This window comes from Streptomyces sp. NPDC046866 (assembly GCF_040704625.1).
Lineage (GTDB): Bacteria > Actinomycetota > Actinomycetes > Streptomycetales > Streptomycetaceae > Streptomyces.
Map to the genome: position 1 here is coordinate 162,133 of NZ_JBEYXN010000012.1, position 16,769 is coordinate 178,901.

Sequence of the window (16,769 nt, forward strand, 5' to 3'; positions counted from 1 at the left end):
GAGTTCACGGGTGTTGCACCCGCACCGGAACCAACGCGGTAAGCCCATTCGGGTTATAGAGCAGATAGGCATTTCACTCCATCGTGTACTGGGTAGTGCCTCTTCCATGACCGATCGCCCGCTGCTCCTCCTCGACGTGGACGGCCCCCTCAACCCCTTCCGCTCCCGCCTCGCGGGGCTGCGCGGATACACCAGCCACCGGATGCACCCCTCGGTCTGGATGTCCTACCGGTCCCCCGGTTCGCGCAGGGCGCGGCGGGGGTTGCGGGTCCGCCTGCACCCCTCCCACGGCGCCCGGCTCCAGGCGCTGCCCTTCGAGCTGGCCTGGGCCACCACCTGGATGCACGAGGCCAACACCCTCATCGCCCCGCACATCGGACTCCCCGGCGATCTTCCTGTGATCGAGTGGCCGGAACTCTTCGCCCGCGATCCCGACGGACTGTCCTGGAAGACCCGGCCGCTGCTCGACTGGGCCGCGGGCCGCCCCTTCGCCTGGGTCGACGACATGATCAACCCGCGGGACCGGGCCTGGGTCGAGGCCCACCACCCGGCGCCCGCCCTGCTGCTGCGCATCCACCCCCGCCACGGGCTGCGCGCCCGCGACTTCGCGGCCCTGTCCGCCTGGGCGGCCGGCGTCAGCCCCGCAGGGCGGTGACCGGGTCCGGGGACGGGCTGCCGGTGGGCCACCAGTCCTCGGTGTCCGGACGCGACTCGTAGGCGTACCAGAGGTTGTCGCGGCCCAGCCGGAGCTGGCGGGTGCGCGCCGTGAGCCGGTTGCGCTCGGGGCGGAAGGGGCCGAGGGAGGCGGCCAGGAGCGCGGGACGGGCCCGGTCGAAGGGGCCGGCCGGCGGGTCCCAGGGCTCCTCCAGCGCGGCGAGCGCGGGGGGGCCGCCCTGCCGCCAGGCCGCCGCGGCGCGGGCCAGGTCGGTGGTGGTGCGGCCGGTGGCCCGGGCCAGGTCCCGGAACAGCGTGCGGGCCGCGCCGGTGAGGCCCGCCGTGTGGTGCGCGGAGGCCAGCCGGACGGCGTCCTGCCACAGCGTGAGCCCGCCGAGGGGGTCCTCCCCCGTGGTGAGCAGGGCGAAGGCCCGGGCCGCGGCATCGCCGGCGAGCTGGTCCAGGGCGAGCGGGTCCGGGGCGCCGCCGTCGCCGGGGTCACCCGGGCAGGCGGGCGGCAGCCCCGGGGACGCGGGCAGCGGGAGCGGCGCGGGCAGCGGCGGCAGCACCCTCCGCGCGAGCGCGGCACGCGCCGGGACACCGGGGAAGGCGTCGTCCGCGGCGGGCTGCTCCCGGGCGGCGTGCGCGGCGTTGCGGCGGGTCAGCTCGTCGAGGAGCTCCCGCTCGCCGCGGCCCCGCAGGAGCAGCAGCAGGAACGGGTCCTCGTCCAGGAGGCGGGCCGCCCGGTAGCAGAGGGCGGCGGCGTGCTTGCACGGCGGCCGGGCCGTGTCCGGGCAGGAGCAGCGCGGGACGAGCTCGCCCGCCCTCGGCAGGACCGTCCCGGCCAGCGCCTGGGGGACCTCCCGCTCCAGCAGCGCGGCCAGCGCCGCCGGGTCGCCGGCCACGGCCTCCAGCAGCCCGTCCCACTCGGCGCCGTCCAGGGGGGCCAGGAGCAGTTCGGTGCGGTACGGGCGGGCCCGGCTGCCCCGCACGTATGCCACGAGCCGGCCGGGCGTGACGGTGACCGCGTCGACGTGCCCCTCGGCGGCGTAGGCGCGCCCGCGGGCCAGCCGGGCCGCATCGCCGGCGGCGGCCTCGAGGGCCGAAACCCAGGCCCGGCCCCACCAGCTGGCGGCCTCCGCGCCGGCGGGCACGGTCTCGAAGGTGCGGCGGCGGTCGTCCCGCGCGGTGATCATGCGGGCCTCCGCAGCGAGACGAGGTCGGCCAGCTCGCGGTCGGTCAGCTCGGTCAGGGCCGCCTCCCCCGCGCCGAGGACGGCTTCGGCCAGCGCCCGCTTGGCCTCCAGCAGCTCGGCGATCCGGTCCTCCACGGTGCCCTCGGCGATGATCCGGTGGACCTGGACGGGCTGGTCCTGCCCGATGCGGTAGGCGCGGTCGGTGGCCTGCTCCTCCACGGCCGGGTTCCACCACCGGTCGAAGTGGATCACATGCCCGGCCCGGGTCAGGTTCAACCCCGTCCCGGCGGCCTTCAGCGACAGCAGGAAGACGGGGACCTCGCCGGACTGGAAGCGGTCCACGAGCTCCTCCCGTCGCGCGACCGGGGTCCCGCCGTGCAGGAACTGGTGGGAGATGCCCCGCGCCGACAGGTGCCGCTCGATGATCCGCGCCATCGTCACGTACTGGGTGAACACCAGCACCGAGCCGTCCTCCGCGAGGATCGTGTCCAGCAGCTCGTCCAGCAGGGCGAGCTTGCCCGAGCGGTGCGCGATCCGCGGCTGCTCCTCCTTCAGGTACTGCGCCGGGTGGTTGCATATCTGCTTCAGCGACGCCAGCAGCTTCATGATCATGCCGCGCCGCGCCATGCCCTCGCTGCCCTCGATCACGGCCATCGCCTCGTCCACGGCGGCCTGGTACAGGGAGGCCTGCTCGCGGGTGAGGGCCACCGGATGGTCGGTCTCGGTCTTCGGGGGCAGTTCGGGCGCGATGCCCGGGTCGGACTTCCGGCGCCGCAGCAGGAACGGCCGCACGAGCGCCGCCAGCCGGGCGACCGCCGCCTCGTTCCCGCCGTCCTCCTCCTGCTGGTGCTCCACCGGGCGGGCGTGGCGGGCCCGGAAGGTGGTCAGCGGGCCCAGCAGACCGGGCGTGGTCCAGTCGAGCAGCGCCCACAGCTCCGAGAGGTTGTTCTCCACCGGGGTCCCGGTCAGCGCCACCCGCGCCGGCGCCGGGATGGTGCGCAGCGCCTTCGCGGTGGCCGAGTGCGGGTTCTTCACGTGCTGCGCCTCGTCGGCGACGACCATGCCCCAGGGCTGTGCGGCCAGCCGGGCGGCGCTGGCGCGCATCGTCCCGTACGTGGTGAGCACGAAGCCCCCGGCCAGTCCGTCGAGGCTGCGGCCGCCGCCGTGGAAGCGGCGCACCGGGACTCCGGGCGCGAACCTCTCGATCTCCCGCTGCCAGTTGCCCAGCAGCGAGGCCGGGCAGACGACGAGGGTCGGCTCGGGCCGGTCGCGGTGCAGGTGGAGCGCGATGAGGGTGACGGTCTTGCCCAGGCCCATGTCGTCGGCGAGGCAGCCGCCGAGGCCGAGCGAGGTCATCAGGTCCAGCCAGGCCAGGCCGCGGGCCTGGTAGTCGCGCAAGGTCGCCTTGAGCGCGGCGGGCTGCGGCAGCGGGGCGAGTTCACCGGTCAGCCGCTCCCGCAGCGCGGCCAGCGCGCCGACCGGGACCGCCTCCACCTGCTCGCCGTCGACCTCTGCGGCGCCCGTCAGTACGGTCGCCAGCGCGTCCACCGGGTCCAGCAGGCCCAGGTCCCGCCGGCGCGCCTTGCGCACCAGCTCGGGGTCGACGCGGACCCACTGGTCGCGCAGCCGCACGATCGGCCGGTGGGCCTGGGCGAGCGCGTCCATCTCGCCCGGGGTCAGCCGGTCGCCGCCGAGTGCGAGCTCCCAGGAGAACGCGAACAGCCGGCCGGAGTCGAAGAAGGCGGTGCCGTCGGTGGCCGAGCCGGGTGCGGTGGAACGGACGACGGCGGTCGCGGACAGGCTGCGGGCGAGCTCGCGGGGCCAGTGCACCGGGACCCCGGCGGCGGCCAGCCGCGTCGCCGCCGTGCCCAGCAGCTCTTCGAGCTCCGGGTCGGACAGGGCGAGGACGTCGGGGACCGGCCGGTCCAGCAGGCGCATCAGCGGGGGCCAGACCCGGGCGGCGCGGCGCAGGGCGAGCACCGCGTCGATGCGGGCGCGCGGCCCGAAGCCGGTGGGCGCGGCGCCGGCCCACAGCAGGGAGGCGTCGGTGAGCAGGGTCGGATCGGCGAGGCTGTGCACCTGGACGACGGCGGCACCGGCCCGCCGCAGCTCCGCTCCCGCCTGCGCGCCCTCGGCCCCGCCCCCGGCGCCGGTCCGGTCGGTGCCGGCGTCGCCGCTTCCTCCGTCGCCGTCGCCGTCACTGTCGAAGAGGCGGAACGAGGACAGGTCGAGCCTCAGCGAGATCCCGACGCCCGCATCGGCGCCGGCGGCCACCTGGGCGGCCCAGTCCCGCATCTGCGGCACCCGCTGCGGCTCCTGCGCGGCGAACGGCAGCCCGGCGGCGACGGGTGCGGCTGGAGTGCGGGGCAGGCAGTCGGCGACGGCGTCGAGGAACGCCCGCACCAGCGTCTCCGGTTCCGGCAGCTGTAGCGGACGGCGGCCCGGCAGGGGCGTGGCGTACCCCTCGTGGGGCAGGGCGGCGGCCACCGCGCGCAGGTGCCCGACGTCGGCCGGGTCGAGGGGGCCCGCCCGCCAGGCGTCCACGTCCCCGGCGGTGAGCCCGGGCAGCAGGCGGCCGCGCGCGAGGAGGGAGAGGGCGTGCACGGCGGCGGCGCCCCAGGCGCGGGTGGCCGGGTGCGCGGCGGCGCCCTGCCCGGCACGGGCCAGCAGCGCCACGGCGTCGCCCACGGCCAGGGTCACGGCGGGGACGGTCCGGGTCCGCCCCGCGCTGCCGTACGGGCGCACCACGTCGATCCGGGCCGCGGTCCCGCCCGGCACCTCGGGCAGCGGTCCGCCGTCCTCCGCCCAGAAGGCGATGCGGCCCCGGCGCGGGACGGGGTCGGGCAGGAAGACGGCCGGGTGCCGCAGCAGGGCGTGCGGGGCGGGCTGCGCGGGGGCGAGCGGCGCGTGCTGCGGCGGCTGCAACGGCTGTGCTGGCACCATGCCCCCTTCGCTTTCCTCTCGCTGGCTGCCGGCTGCCTTCCCGGCGGCGGTCGGACGTACCCCGCCTCCCCGTCGAGTCTAGGCGCGGGCTCTGACAACCGGCGCTGAGCTGCGCGTTCGAGGGCTTCGGGGCGCCGGTGGGACCATGGGGGGAGGGGCTGGACGGAGGCGATGAGGCCATGCGTTCCGGGAACGAGCCGGTGACCGCCCGCAGTGCGCTGCGGCTGCGGTTCTGGCTGAGTGTGTGGGGGCTGCTGTGGGCGGCCCTGGGCACCGCGCTGTTCTCCCTGACGGACCACCCCGGGTGGGCCGCGGCCTGCGGGGCGCTCGCGGTGCTCGCGACCGTGGACCTGGGGGTGGTGCTCCACCACATCCACCAGGGCCCGCACTACCAGCCCGGCCCTGACGTCCCCCCGTACGAGCCGCCCCGGCACTGACCGGCTCCCCGGCTCCGGGCGTCCCGGCAGCCGATGCGCCGCTATGCGTCGAAGCGTGCGGCCGCGACGTAGTCGGGCTGGGGGTCGAGCGCCGCGGCGAGGCGGAAGTGCCGGCGTGCCCGGTCGGGCCGGCCGGAGCGCTCGTGGGTGCGGGCCAGCGCGAAGTGCGCGAACGCGTTGTCCGGCTCGCGCTCCAGTACGAGCTCGAACTCCGCGGCAGCCGACCGCAGTTGGGCCGAGGCGAAGAACGCGCGGGCGCGCAGCAGCCGGGCCGACATGCTCTCGGGGTGGGCGGCTATGACCGAGTCGAGCAGCTTCAGGGCGCCGCGGGGGTCGCGCGCGGCCAGCAACTGCTCTGCGGCGCGGAAGTCGATGACGTGCGTCGCCGGGGAGGCACCGGGGGACGGCGCCTGCGGGGTGGTGTCGGACACGGTCTGCTCCTTCCCTTTTCCCGGCGCGTTCAACGCACCGGCCCGGGCTCGCTATTCCACGGGGCGCCGCGCCCGGCCGGTGCACCGTGACCGCCCCGCGTACCGCCCCGCGTACCGGCCCGCCCACGCGGCGTGGCGAGCGCGCGCACGCCCCGTGACAAGCGGGCGTACGCCCCGTACCCCCCGGACTGCCCCTGTCCGTCAGGCCTGCGGGGCAGCGGTGGCCGCCCGCGCGATGAGTTCCTTCCACACCGCGCGCACCTGCGGCTCCAGGGCCTCCAGCGGCCCGTCGTTGTCGATCACGAGGGTGGCCACGGCGAGGCGCTGCTCGCGGGTGGCCTGGGCGGCCATCCGGGCCCGGGCCTCGTGCTCCGGCATCCCGCGCAGCGCGGTCAGCCGGGCGAGCTGGGTCTGCGGCGATGCGTCGACCACGACGACCAGGTCGTACAGCGGCGCCAGTCCGTTCTCGGCGAGCAGCGGCACGTCGTGTACGACGATCGCCCCGTCCCCGGCGGCGGCCTCCAGCTCGGCGGAGCGGGCCCGGACCAGCGGGTGCACGATCGCGTTGAGGGTCTTCAGCTTCTCCTGGTCGGCGAAGACGATCGACCCGAGCCGGGGCCGGTCGAGCGCCCCCTCGGGGGTCAGGACGGACTCCCCGAACGCCTCCACCACGGCCGTGAGGCCGGGCGTGCCGGGCTCCACGACCTCCCGTGCGATGCGGTCGGAGTCCACGACGACCGCCCCGTACCCTGCCAGCAGCCGCGAGACCTCGCTCTTGCCGGCACCGATTCCGCCTGTCAGGCCCACCCTCAGCATGCCCAGCAGACTAGACCCTGCTCCCGGGGCCCGGTACGGCCGGGGCGCCGAACGACAAGCCCCGGCTCCCGGGGCCCCGGCCCTACCCCTCGCCCTCCCGCTCGGCGAGGAACCGCTCGAACTCGCGGCCGATCTCGTCCGCGGAGGGGATCTCCGCCGGCTCGGCGATCATGTTGCCCCGCGTCTCGGCCCCGGCGGCCGCGTCGTACTGGTGCTCCAGGCCCTGGACCAGGGAGACGAGCTCGTCGTCGCCCTCCCGGATCTGCCGGTCGATCTCCGTCTGGGTGCGGTACGCCTCGGTGCGCAGTGCGTGCGCCACGCCCGGCAGGACCAGGCCGGTCGCCGCCGTGATCGCCTCCAGCACGGTGAGGGCCGCGTCCGGGTACGGGGAGCGGGCGATGTAGTGCGGTACGTGCGCCGCGACGCCCAGCACGTCGTGTCCGGCCTGGGCCAGGCGGAACTCGACGAGTGATTCGGCGCTGCCGGGCACCTGGGCCTCGTCGAACGGGCTGCGGTGGCCCGGCATGAGGTCGGTGCGGTTGCCGTGCGGGGTGATGCCCACGGGGCGGGTGTGCGGGACGCCCATGGGGATGCCGTGGAAGTTGACCGAGAGGCGGACGCCGAGGCGTTCGACGATCTGCCGGACGGCGACGGCGAAGCGCTCCCACTCGACGTCGGGCTCGGGACCGGACAGCAGCAGGAACGGTGCGCCGGTGGCGTCCTGCACGAGGCGGACCTCCAGGCGGGGCTCCTCGAACTCGGTCCAGTGGTCGCGCCGGAAGGTCAGCAGCGGGCGCCGGGCCCGGTAGTCGACGAGGCGGTCGGCGTCGAAGCGGGCCACCACCTGGTGGGGCAGGGTGTCGAGGAGCCGCTCGACGATCTGCTCCCCGGTCTCACCGGCGTCGATGTACCCCTCGAAGTGGTAGAGCATGACCAGCCCGGCCGAGTCCTGGGCGAGCGCCAGGTCCGCCACTGCCAGGCCCTTGGCGTCCCATTCGTACAAACCCTGTGGATCAAGCACCGTCACCACTCCTCCTCGCCGTGATCTCTCCGGAGAACGTGCGAGGGGGCCGGGCCATTCCCCGTTCGGCGGCATTCACAGGAACGCGGCCCGTGCGCCGCGCACGCCGCACCGTGCGAACGCGGCAAGGCCCCCCTGAACGCAGCAAGGCCCGCCCCCTTGCGGGGACGGGCCTTGCGTTCAGCTCAGCTCACACCGGAGTGCGAGTGGTGCTGCGGTCCTGCGATCAGCTCTGGCCGCCGGCCAGCTTCTCGCGGAGCGCGGCCAGGGCCTCGTCGGAGGCCAGGGCGCCCGAGGTCTCGTCCGACTCCGAGGAGTAGGAACCACCCGAGATGCCCGCACCGGCGTTGCCGGCGGCCGGGGCGGACTCGCCCGCGGCAGCGGCGGCCTCGTCGGCCTCGCGGCTCTTGATGACCTGGGCCTGGTGCTGCTCGAAGCGGACCTGCGCCTCGGCGTACTGGCGCTCCCACGTCTCGCGCTGGGTCTCGTAGCCCTCGAGCCAGTCGTTGGTCTCGGGGTCGAAGCCCTCGGGGTAGATGTAGTTGCCCTGGTCGTCGTAGGACGCGGCCATGCCGTACAGGGTCGGGTCGAACTCGACCGACGCCGGGTCGGCACCGAAGGACTCGTTGGCCTGCTTGAGGGACAGCGAGATCCGGCGACGCTCGAGGTCGATGTCGATGACCTTGACGAAGATCTCGTCGTTGACCTGGACGACCTGCTCCGGGATCTCCACGTGGCGCTCGGCCAGCTCGGAGATGTGGACCAGACCCTCGATGCCCTCGTCCACGCGGACGAACGCACCGAACGGAACCAGCTTGGTGACCTTACCCGGAACGACCTGGCCGATCTGGTGGGTACGGGCGAACTGCTGCCACGGGTCCTCCTGCGTCGCCTTCAGCGACAGGGAGACACGCTCGCGGTCCATGTCGACGTCGAGGACCTCGACGGTGACCTCCTGGCCGACCTCGACGACCTCGGACGGGTGGTCGATGTGCTTCCAGGACAGCTCGGAGACGTGGACCAGACCGTCGACGCCACCCAGGTCCACGAAGGCACCGAAGTTGACGATCGAGGAGACGACGCCGGAGCGGACCTGACCCTTCTGCAGGGTGGTGAGGAACGTCTGGCGGACCTCGGACTGGGTCTGCTCGAGCCAGGCACGGCGGGACAGGACCACGTTGTTGCGGTTCTTGTCCAGCTCGATGATCTTGGCCTCGAGCTCCTTGCCCACGTAGGGCTGGAGGTCGCGGACGCGGCGCATCTCGACCAGGGAGGCCGGGAGGAAGCCGCGGAGGCCGATGTCGAGGATGAGACCACCCTTGACGACCTCGATGACGGTACCGGTGACGATGCCGTCCTCTTCCTTGATCTTCTCGATGGTGCCCCAGGCACGCTCGTACTGGGCGCGCTTCTTCGAGAGGATCAGGCGGCCTTCCTTGTCCTCCTTCTGGAGGACCAGGGCCTCGATCTCGTCGCCGACCTTGACGACCTCGTTCGGGTCGACGTCGTGCTTGATCGAGAGCTCACGGCTCGGGATGACGCCTTCGGTCTTGTAACCGATGTCGAGCAGGACCTCGTCCCGGTCGACCTTCACGATGACGCCGTCGACGATGTCGCCGTCGTTGAAGTACTTGATCGTCTCGTCGATCGCGGCGAGGAAGGCTTCCTCGTTACCGATGTCGTTGACCGCAACCTGCGGAGTGGTGGCGGTGGTCTCGGTGCTGCTCGTCATGTGGGAAAGGGCTCCGGTACGGACATTGAAGTCGTAGGTACTGCTACGCCGGGAGCCCTTATCGGCATCTGCCGAAGAAGCCGGACAGCCAAGGAAGCCCCAAGCCGCCGGAAGCAGCAGGGCCTCGAGAACCGAGGGGACATCAACAGATGCAAGCGCAGCCTGCTAGGTCTGAGGAGCACAGGCTCGCAGCGCAACTTGTAGCATACGGGGGCAGCCGGACACGGTCAATGCGCGAAGGCGCACACCGCGGGCGGATCACCGCACAACCGGCACAATTCATGGGCGGGGGGACCCTGATGGCCCTCCGACCTCTTCCGCAGACTACGACGACGGGCCCCATGAACCAAGAGGACTACGTCCCCGAAGACGCGTACGACGCCCTCGGCGGCCCCGCCGGGGCCGAGGACGACGCCGAGGCCACGCGCCGTGACGCCGACGACGCGGAGAGCAGCCGCGCCAACCGCGGGTGGTGGGACCGCAACGCCGACGAGTACCAGAGCGAGCACGGCGCCTTCCTCGGCGACGACCGCTTCGTCTGGGGCCCCGAGGGCCTGGACGAGGCCGAGGCCGGCCTCCTCGGCCCGGCCGACTCCCTCAAGGGCAAGGACGTCCTGGAGATCGGCGCCGGCGCCGCCCAGTGCTCCCGCTGGCTCGCCGCCCGCGGCGCCCGCCCCGTCGCCCTGGACCTCTCCCACCGCCAGCTCCAGCACGCCCTGCGCATCGACGGCGGCGCCGTGCCGCTGGTCGAGGCCGACGCCGGGCGGCTGCCCTTCCGCGACGGCTCCTTCGACCTCGCCTGCTCCGCCTACGGCGCCGTCCCCTTCGTCGCCGACCCGGTGAACGTGATGCGAGAGGTCCACCGGGTGCTGCGCCCCGGCGGGCGGTGGGTCTTCTCCGTCACCCACCCCATCCGCTGGGCGTTCCCCGACGAGCCCGGCCCGGAGGGGCTCTCCGTCTCCGCCTCCTACTTCGACCGGACCCCGTACGTGGAGCAGGACGAGCAGGGGCGCGCCGTGTACGTGGAGCACCACCGCACCCTCGGCGACCGGGTCCGCGACGTGGTCGCCGGCGGCTTCCGGCTGCTGGACCTGGTCGAGCCGGAGTGGCCCGCCTGGAACCGCCAGGAGTGGGGCGGCTGGTCCCCGCTGCGGGGCCGGCTGATCCCCGGCACCGCGATCTTCGTGTGCGAGCGGGCGGACGGGGTCTGAGCCGTGGCCGGCCCCCTGCGCACCGCCGCCCTGGACGCCCTTCCCGTACGGGAGGCGGTGCCCGCGCTGCTGTCCGCGCTGGACGGCCACGGGACCGCTGTTCTGTGCGCCCCGCCCGGCACCGGCAAGACCACGCTGGTGCCGCTGGTCCTGGCGGGGCTCGTCGGCGACGGCCCGCGCCGCCGGGTGGTCGTCGCCGAGCCGCGACGGATCGCCGCCCGGGCCGCGGCGCGGCGGATGGCGTGGCTGCTGGGCGAGCAGGTGGGCGGCCGGGTCGGCTTCACGGTGCGCGGCGAGCGGAAGGCCGGGCCCGGCACGGTGGTCGAGGTGGTCACCACCGGGGTGCTGCTGCAGCGGCTGCAGCGGGACCAGGAGCTGGCCGGGGTCGACGTGGTCGTCCTCGACGAGTGCCACGAGCGGCATCTGGACGCCGACACCGCGGCCGCCTTCCTGCTGGACGTACGGGAGGCCCTGCGGCCGGAGCTGCGGCTGGTCGCGGCGTCGGCGACCACCGACGCGGCGGGCTGGGCCCGGCTGCTCGGCGGGGCTCCGGTGGTCGAGGCCTCCGGGGTGTCGTACCCGGTGGAGACCGTCTGGGCCCCGCCGGCCCGGCCCGTGCGCCCGCCGCACGGGATGCGCGTGGACCCCGCGCAGCTGGCGCACGTGGCCGCGGTGGTGCGGCGGGCGCTGGCGGAGCGGGCGGGGGACGTGCTGTGCTTCCTGCCCGGCGTGGGGGAGATCGCGCGGGTCGCCGCCCTGCTGGGCGGCGTGGCCGGTGCGGCCGGTGCGTCGGGTGAGTCCGGTGAGTCCGGTGATTCCGGTGAGGGTGCCGTCGACCTTCTCCAGGTCCACGGCCGGGCGCCGGCCGCGGTCCAGGACGCCGCGCTCACGCCCCCGGCCCCGGGCCGCCGGCGGGTCATCCTCGCCACCGCCGTCGCCGAGTCCAGCCTGACCGTGCCCGGGGTGCGGGTGGTGGTGGACTCCGGGCTCGCGCGCGAGCCGCGGACCGACCATGCGCGGGGGCTCGGGACGCTGACCACCGTACGGGCCTCGCGGGCCGCCGCCCGGCAGCGGGCCGGAAGGGCCGGGCGGGAGGCCCCGGGCGTGGTGTACCGGTGCTGGGCCGAGGCCGAGCACGACCGCCTGCCGGCCTTCCCCGCGCCCGAGATCAAGCTGGCGGACCTGACCGCCTTCGCGCTGCACTCCGCCTGCTGGGGGGACCCCGACGCATCGGGCCTGGCTCTGCTGGACGCGCCGCCGGCGGGGGCGATGGCCGCAGCGCGGTCGGTGCTGGCCTCGATCGGTGCGGTGGACGCGGCCGGGCGGGTCACGCCGCGCGGGACCGTGATGTCCCGCCTGGGCCTCCACCCCCGCCTCTCCCGGGCGCTCCTGGACGGCACGTCCGCCCTGTCGGCGGCCGCCGACCCCGCCGGGGTGGCGCGGCGGGTGGCCGAGGTGGTGGCGCTGCTGAGCGAGGAGACGCCGCGGGCGTACGGGGACGACCTCGTCGCGGCGTGGCGGGCGGCGCGGGCGGGGGGCGATGCGTATGCAGCGCGGTGGCGGGCCGAGGCCAAGCGGCTGGCCGCGGCGCTGGCCGGCGCCGAGCCGTCCCCCACCCCGCCCCTTCCCGAAACCGGGGATCGCGGCCCCGGCCGCCGCCCGTCGGCGGGCGCTGCGCGCCCGACCCCCCGGGGCTCCGCCCCGGACCCCGCTCCTCAAACGCCGGAGGGGCTGATTTTCCCCGCCCCGGCACTCGAACCCCCAGGTCACAACCGTTCAGCCCACCCGGTCCACCCAGCCCCGCCGGCGTTTGAGGCGCGGGGGTACGGGGGCGGAGACCCCGGAACGGGGCCGGGCGGAGTCCGGGGAACGCGGGAAGGGCGGGGCGGGGAGCATCAGGCCCCGGCCGGCGAAGCCGGGCGGCACGGTCCGGCCGACGACCACGTCGCCGGTGTCGTCGCCGCGCTCGCGTTCCCGGAGCGCGTGGCGCGGCGCCGCGGCCCCGGCCAGTACCTCATGGCCTCGGGGACGGGGGCCGGCCTCGCCGAGGGCTCCCGGCTCGGCGACGCCCCCTGGCTGGCCGTCGCGGTCGCCGACCGCGGAACGGGGGCCGGCTCCGCCGACGCCCGCATCCGGCTCGCCGCCGTCCTCGACGAGCAGACGGCCCTGGCGGCGGCCGAGCACCTGCGGACCTCCGCGGAGGAGGTCCACTGGGAGGCCGGCGACGTGGTGGCCCGCGCAGCGGACCGCCTCGGCGCCATCCCCCTGCGCACGCGCCCCCTGCCCTCCCCCGCCCCGGCCCTGGTCCGCGCCGCCCTCCTGGAGGGCCTCGCCGCCGAGGGCCCGGCCGCGCTGCTGCGCTGGCCTCCGGACGCCGTCGCGCTGCGCGAGCGCCTCGCCTTCCTGCACCGCACCCTCGGCACGCCCTGGCCGGACGTCTCCGACGAGGCCCTGCTCGCCCGCCCGGAGGACTGGCTGGAGCCGGAGCTCTCCACCGCCCGCCGCCGCGCCGACCTCGCCCGGCTGGACGCCGGCCAGGCCCTGCGCCGCCTGCTGCCCTGGGCCACCGGCGAGGCCGCCCGCCTCGACGAGCTGGCCCCGGAGCGGATCGAGGTGCCGAGCGGCTCCCGCATCCGGCTGGACTACTCCGCGGACCAGCCGGTGCTCGCCGTGAAGCTCCAGGAGCTGTTCGGCCTGGCCGAGACCCCCCGGGTGGCGGGGGTGCCCGTCCTGGTGCACCTGCTATCGCCGGCCGGCCGTCCCGCCGCCGTCACCGCCGACCTGGCCTCCTTCTGGCAGGGCGGCTACCGGGCGGTCCGCGCCGAGCTCCGCGGCCGCTACCCCAGGCACCCCTGGCCGGAGGACCCCTCGACGGCCGAGCCGACCCGGCACACCAACGCCCGCCTCAGGCGGTAGGGCGGCGGCGGCCGCGCGCCTCCAGCCACAGCGCCAGCCCCAGCAGGACGAGCCCGCCGGCCGCCAGTGCGGCGGGCGCGTACGTGTGCAGGGCGAGCACCTTCGTCCGGTTGGACTTCACCAGCGCGACGGTGTGCCGGCTGTAGTCCTCCCGCATGGTCACGTGCCCGGCGAACACGGTCAGCCGCCCCTCCGGCGCCCCGGCCGCGATGCCGCCGCGCATCTCCTGCTCGATGACCTGCTCGGCGTTGACGGGCGCCCCGGTCACCGGGTCGACCCAGAACATCGCCTTGGTCCGGTACCAGAGGCTCGTGCCGGTGCTCTGCTCGAAGGTCGCCGGGTCGATGCCCTCGATCGGCATCTTCTTCGGCAGGGACACCTTCGTCCAGGGCACGTCCTGCTCGTAGTAGTAGACGTCCATCCCCCGGAAGCGGCGCGGCCCGACGTAGTGGACGGGTGCGGAGGTGCGGGTCTGCGCGTCGAAGTAGAGGTAGTCGCGGGGCTCGGTGAAGAAGGGCCACTTGAACTCGATGCCCTCGCGCCGGACCGGGTCCCCGTCCACCGACTCCCCGGTGGCGTGGATCGGGGCCTGGGTGTGGGCGTCGAAGACGTAGCGTTCGGGGATCTGGGAGACCATCTTCCCGTCCGGGCCGACGATGTGGGTCAGGGTGTCCCACACCACCACGTCCCGGCCGGCGCTCGCCTCGATCTCCCGAGACGCCTCGACGTTGCCCTTGAGGGTCTGGATGATCGTCACCTTGTCGACCTTCTTCGGCTGCATGCCGCCGGTGTAGTCGAGCAGGGTCGCGTCCTTGGCCTCCAGGACCACTTCCTGGTACTGGTTCGGCGGGATCTTGGCGAGCCGCGGGTAGGCGTACCAGCGCAGCAGCGGCGCGAGGGCCGCGCAGAACACCGCCGCGGCGAGGAGGACCAGGCTCGCTCTGCGTCGCACGGCCGGGCCCCCTACTCCTGTCCGGGCGCGGTGGGCGCGGTGGTGAGCAGCGGCTTGGGCGAGGTCGCGCCTTCGGGCGCCCCGAGCGCCGTGACGGCGAGGACGAGGGCGAGCGCGGCGGCCAGCCCGATCGCGGCGGCGGCGAATGCGCGCATGCCGGTACCTCCTGATCTGATGGGGCGTCAGGCGGGGGCACCGTAGCAATGCGCGGCCGAGATGAGAACCGTTCGCCTACGGCGTTCGCAGGGAGGCGGCCGGCGCCGGCACCCCACCGCCCGCACCTGGGCTGGGCTTCGCGCTCGGCCCCGTGCTCGGACTCCCGCTGGGCTTCGGCGTGGGGGTGGGAGTGGGCTTGGGGCTCGGCGTCGGTGTCGGCGTGGGCTTCGGGCTCGGCGTGGGGGTCGGCGTCGGACTCGGCTTCGGCGTGGGACTCGGCGTCGGGCTCGGCTTCGGCGCAGGGCTCGGAGTCGGAGTCGGCGTCGGCGTCGGCGTCGGCGTCGGGCTCGGCTTCGCCGGGGTGCCCGGGCCGGTCCCGTCCGGGATCTCGTGCGCGCCCGTGAGGTAGTACGCGTACCAGGACCGCACCGTCCTCAGGTACTCCGCGGACCGGTTGTACGAGAGCACCGCCCGGTCCAGGTCCGCGCCCGCCCGGAGGTCCCGGGTGCCGGCGCACAGATAGCGCCCGGCCGCGAGCGCCGCGTCGTGGACGTTGTTCGGGTTGCGCCGTCCGTCGCCGTCGGCGTCCTGGCCCCACGCCGCCCAGGTGGACGGGATGAACTGCATCGGCCCGACGGCCCGGTCGTGGACCGTGTCCCCGTCGTAGGCACCGCCGTCGGTGTCGCGGATGGCGGCGAAGCCGTTGCCGTCGAGGACGGGGCCCAGGATCGGCCGCAGCGTGGTCCCGGCGGCGTCGACCCGGCCGCCGCCCGCGTGCCCGGACTCGACCTTCCCAATCGCCGCGAGCAGTTGCCAGCGCAGCCCGCACCCCGGATCGCTCTGCCCGGTCCGCCGCTCCGCCAGCCGGTACGCGGCCAGCACGGTCGCGGGGATCCCCTGCGCCCCTTCCTCCCCGCCCATGGCGACGGGCTGGTGGGCGGCTGCGGCGCCTGCGGCGGACGGCTCGCTCCCGGCCCCGTCGGGAAGCGGTGACGCGGACGGCTCGAGGCCGGCCGGCGGCGGGAGTTCGGCGGACCAGGCACCGGCCCCGCCGGCTGCGCCCACCGGGGCCGGGGCGGCCTGCGTGCCGGCGCCGCTCTCGCCGGCCGCAGCGATCCGGTCGGGGAACGGGCCCTGAGAGGCCGTCAGCGCGGCGGCCACGACCGCCGACACCACGGCGGTCGCCGCGCCCCTGGCGAGCACACGCACGCCACGCTTCGATATCCGAGCCGACATGGAGCCGGGTCCCCTCCCCCTCGACGTCGGCGTGACCCTACGTCAGCTCCCTTCACCCTGCCACCGCTCGGCGCCCAGGCTTCACCACTTCCCCACGCCTCGTGCAGCTCACGCATACTGTCGGGACCGTTCGGGGCGCATTGGCCCGAAGTAAGGGAAGCGTGACCCGACTTCCTCCGACCGTCTCCGAGTTCCCCGCGAGGTGCCGTGCCGTTCACTCTCAGCCATGCCGCCGCAGTCCTGCCGGCGGTCCGCCGGTCCGGGCGGGCGCGCGGTCCTCTGATCGCGTCGGCGCTCGTCCTCGGCTCGTTCGCGCCGGACACCTGCTACTTCGGGGACGCCGTGGTCTCCGGCGTCATGCGGTACGGGGCGTTCACGCACTCCCTGGCCGGCGTGTTCACCGCCGACGCCGTGCTGACGGCCGGGCTCGCGGCCTGCTGGCTGCTGCTGCGCGAGCCGCTGGTGGCGCTGGTGCCGCGGGCCCGCCAGGGCCGCGTCCACGCCCTGGTCCGCGGCGAGCGCTGGCACGGCGGCCGCCGCAGGCCGGCCGTGCTCGCGCTGTGGTTCTACCTGTCGGCGGTGGCGGGCTCCCTGACCCACGTGGTGTGGGACAGCTTCACGCACATGGACCGGTGGGGGACGAACGCGCTGCCGTGGCTGGGCGAGCCGATCGCCTTCGGCCTGCCGCTGTACACGTACGTGCAGTACGGGTCGTCGGCGCTGGCGGCCGGGGTGCTGCTCTGGTTCTCGGTGACGGCCCTGCGCCGGCAGCCCGACCGGCCGGCGCCCGCGGCCGTGCCGGTCCTCGGGCGTGCGGGGATCCTGTACGCGGTCGCCCTGCTCGCGGCGGGCATGGCGGTCGGGACCACGCTGCGGGTGATGCGGTTCTTCACCTTCTACGACCGGATCCGCTCGCCGCTCGACATCATCCCCACCGTCTGCTTCGGCGCGGGCGCCGGCCTCGCCGTGGCCCTGGTCCTGTACGGGGTCCTGGTCCGGCTCCGCCACCGGGGCGCCGGCCGCCCGGCGGCCGAGGAATCCCGGACGCCCGTCCCCGCCCCTTGACGCG

At 75.3% G+C, this 16,769-nt stretch carries 14 protein-coding genes; 5 read left to right on the top strand and 9 right to left on the bottom strand.

Annotated features, from left to right (window positions below):
* Nucleotides 1-106 precede the first annotated feature (106 nt).
* Nucleotides 107-655 (top strand): hypothetical protein, encoded by a 549-nt coding sequence (locus tag AB0953_RS19675; RefSeq protein ID WP_366860762.1) that lies wholly within the window; start codon nt 107-109, stop codon nt 653-655.
* On the opposite strand, the gene AB0953_RS19680 is transcribed toward AB0953_RS19675, so the two are convergent.
* Nucleotides 636-1,850 (bottom strand): SWIM zinc finger family protein, encoded by a 1,215-nt coding sequence (locus tag AB0953_RS19680; protein ID WP_366860763.1) that lies wholly within the window; start codon nt 1,848-1,850, stop codon nt 636-638. The two genes, AB0953_RS19675 and AB0953_RS19680, sit on opposite strands and share 20 nt — an antisense overlap.
* A complete protein-coding gene (locus tag AB0953_RS19685) occupies nt 1,847-4,792 on the bottom strand; it encodes a DEAD/DEAH box helicase (protein WP_366860764.1) in 2,946 nt (981 codons plus the stop codon). The genes AB0953_RS19680 and AB0953_RS19685 overlap by 4 nt, the downstream gene beginning before the upstream one ends.
* 179 nt (nt 4,793-4,971) lie before the next feature.
* Here AB0953_RS19685 and AB0953_RS19690 point away from each other — a divergent pair, with 179 nt between their 5' ends.
* Nucleotides 4,972-5,229 (top strand): DUF6343 family protein, encoded by a 258-nt coding sequence (locus AB0953_RS19690; protein WP_366860765.1) that lies wholly within the window; start codon nt 4,972-4,974, stop codon nt 5,227-5,229.
* Between the two features lie 41 nt (nt 5,230-5,270).
* Here AB0953_RS19690 and AB0953_RS19695 read toward each other — a convergent pair whose 3' ends face one another.
* From AB0953_RS19695 to rpsA, 4 genes are all read right to left on the bottom strand, one after another.
* Complete coding sequence (locus tag AB0953_RS19695; protein ID WP_366860766.1) at nt 5,271-5,660, bottom strand: tetratricopeptide repeat protein; 390 nt, start codon at nt 5,658-5,660, stop codon at nt 5,271-5,273.
* A 201-nt stretch (nt 5,661-5,861) separates the two neighbouring features.
* Nucleotides 5,862-6,476 carry a dephospho-CoA kinase gene (coaE, locus tag AB0953_RS19700; protein ID WP_366860767.1) on the bottom strand — a complete coding sequence of 205 codons (615 nt, stop codon included), beginning with the start codon at nt 6,474-6,476 and terminating at the stop codon, nt 5,862-5,864.
* Between the two features lie 82 nt (nt 6,477-6,558).
* Nucleotides 6,559-7,497 (bottom strand): PAC2 family protein, encoded by a 939-nt coding sequence (locus AB0953_RS19705; protein WP_366860768.1) that lies wholly within the window; start codon nt 7,495-7,497, stop codon nt 6,559-6,561.
* Nucleotides 7,498-7,723: 226 nt separating this feature from the next.
* Nucleotides 7,724-9,229, bottom strand: coding sequence for a 30S ribosomal protein S1 (gene rpsA / locus AB0953_RS19710; RefSeq protein ID WP_361902070.1), 1,506 nt, complete (start codon nt 9,227-9,229; stop codon nt 7,724-7,726).
* Nucleotides 9,230-9,570: 341 nt separating this feature from the next.
* Here rpsA and AB0953_RS19715 point away from each other — a divergent pair, with 341 nt between their 5' ends.
* Entirely contained in the window at nt 9,571-10,440 is an 870-nt protein-coding gene (locus AB0953_RS19715) for a class I SAM-dependent methyltransferase (protein WP_366860769.1), read from the top strand.
* A 3-nt stretch (nt 10,441-10,443) separates the two neighbouring features.
* Nucleotides 10,444-13,356: an ATP-dependent helicase C-terminal domain-containing protein gene (locus tag AB0953_RS19720; RefSeq protein WP_366860770.1), complete on the top strand. Its 2,913-nt coding sequence runs from the start codon at nt 10,444-10,446 to the stop codon at nt 13,354-13,356.
* Here AB0953_RS19720 and AB0953_RS19725 read toward each other — a convergent pair.
* The 3 genes from AB0953_RS19725 to AB0953_RS19735 form a co-directional block, all read right to left on the bottom strand.
* Entirely contained in the window at nt 13,346-14,308 is a 963-nt protein-coding gene (locus AB0953_RS19725) for a DUF3068 domain-containing protein (protein ID WP_366860771.1), read from the bottom strand. The two genes, AB0953_RS19720 and AB0953_RS19725, sit on opposite strands and share 11 nt — an antisense overlap.
* Before the next feature lie 11 nt (nt 14,309-14,319).
* Nucleotides 14,320-14,463, bottom strand: coding sequence for an SPW_0924 family protein (locus tag AB0953_RS19730; protein WP_366860772.1), 144 nt, complete (start codon nt 14,461-14,463; stop codon nt 14,320-14,322).
* A gap of 76 nt (nt 14,464-14,539) precedes the next feature.
* A complete protein-coding gene (locus AB0953_RS19735; protein ID WP_366860773.1) occupies nt 14,540-15,673 on the bottom strand; it encodes a lytic transglycosylase domain-containing protein in 1,134 nt (377 codons plus the stop codon).
* A 234-nt stretch (nt 15,674-15,907) separates the two neighbouring features.
* Between AB0953_RS19735 and AB0953_RS19740 the strand changes: the two genes are divergently transcribed.
* Nucleotides 15,908-16,765 (top strand): DUF4184 family protein, encoded by an 858-nt coding sequence (locus tag AB0953_RS19740; RefSeq protein ID WP_366860774.1) that lies wholly within the window; start codon nt 15,908-15,910, stop codon nt 16,763-16,765.
* Nucleotides 16,766-16,769 lie beyond the last annotated feature (4 nt).

What these genes read in the sequence shown, in the direction of transcription:
- AB0953_RS19675 (WP_366860762.1), top strand. Translation starts at nt 107, where the DNA reads ATGACCGATCGCCCGCTGCTCCTCCTCGACGTGGACGGCCCCCTCAAC.
- AB0953_RS19680 (WP_366860763.1), bottom strand. Translation starts at nt 1,850, where the DNA reads ATGATCACCGCGCGGGACGACCGCCGCCGCACCTTCGAGACCGTGCCC.
- AB0953_RS19685 (WP_366860764.1), bottom strand. Translation starts at nt 4,792, where the DNA reads ATGGTGCCAGCACAGCCGTTGCAGCCGCCGCAGCACGCGCCGCTCGCC.
- AB0953_RS19690 (WP_366860765.1), top strand. Translation starts at nt 4,972, where the DNA reads ATGCGTTCCGGGAACGAGCCGGTGACCGCCCGCAGTGCGCTGCGGCTG.
- coaE (WP_366860767.1), bottom strand. Translation starts at nt 6,476, where the DNA reads ATGCTGAGGGTGGGCCTGACAGGCGGAATCGGTGCCGGCAAGAGCGAG.
- rpsA (WP_361902070.1), bottom strand. Translation starts at nt 9,229, where the DNA reads ATGACGAGCAGCACCGAGACCACCGCCACCACTCCGCAGGTTGCGGTC.
- AB0953_RS19715 (WP_366860769.1), top strand. Translation starts at nt 9,571, where the DNA reads ATGAACCAAGAGGACTACGTCCCCGAAGACGCGTACGACGCCCTCGGC.
- AB0953_RS19730 (WP_366860772.1), bottom strand. Translation starts at nt 14,463, where the DNA reads ATGCGCGCATTCGCCGCCGCCGCGATCGGGCTGGCCGCCGCGCTCGCC.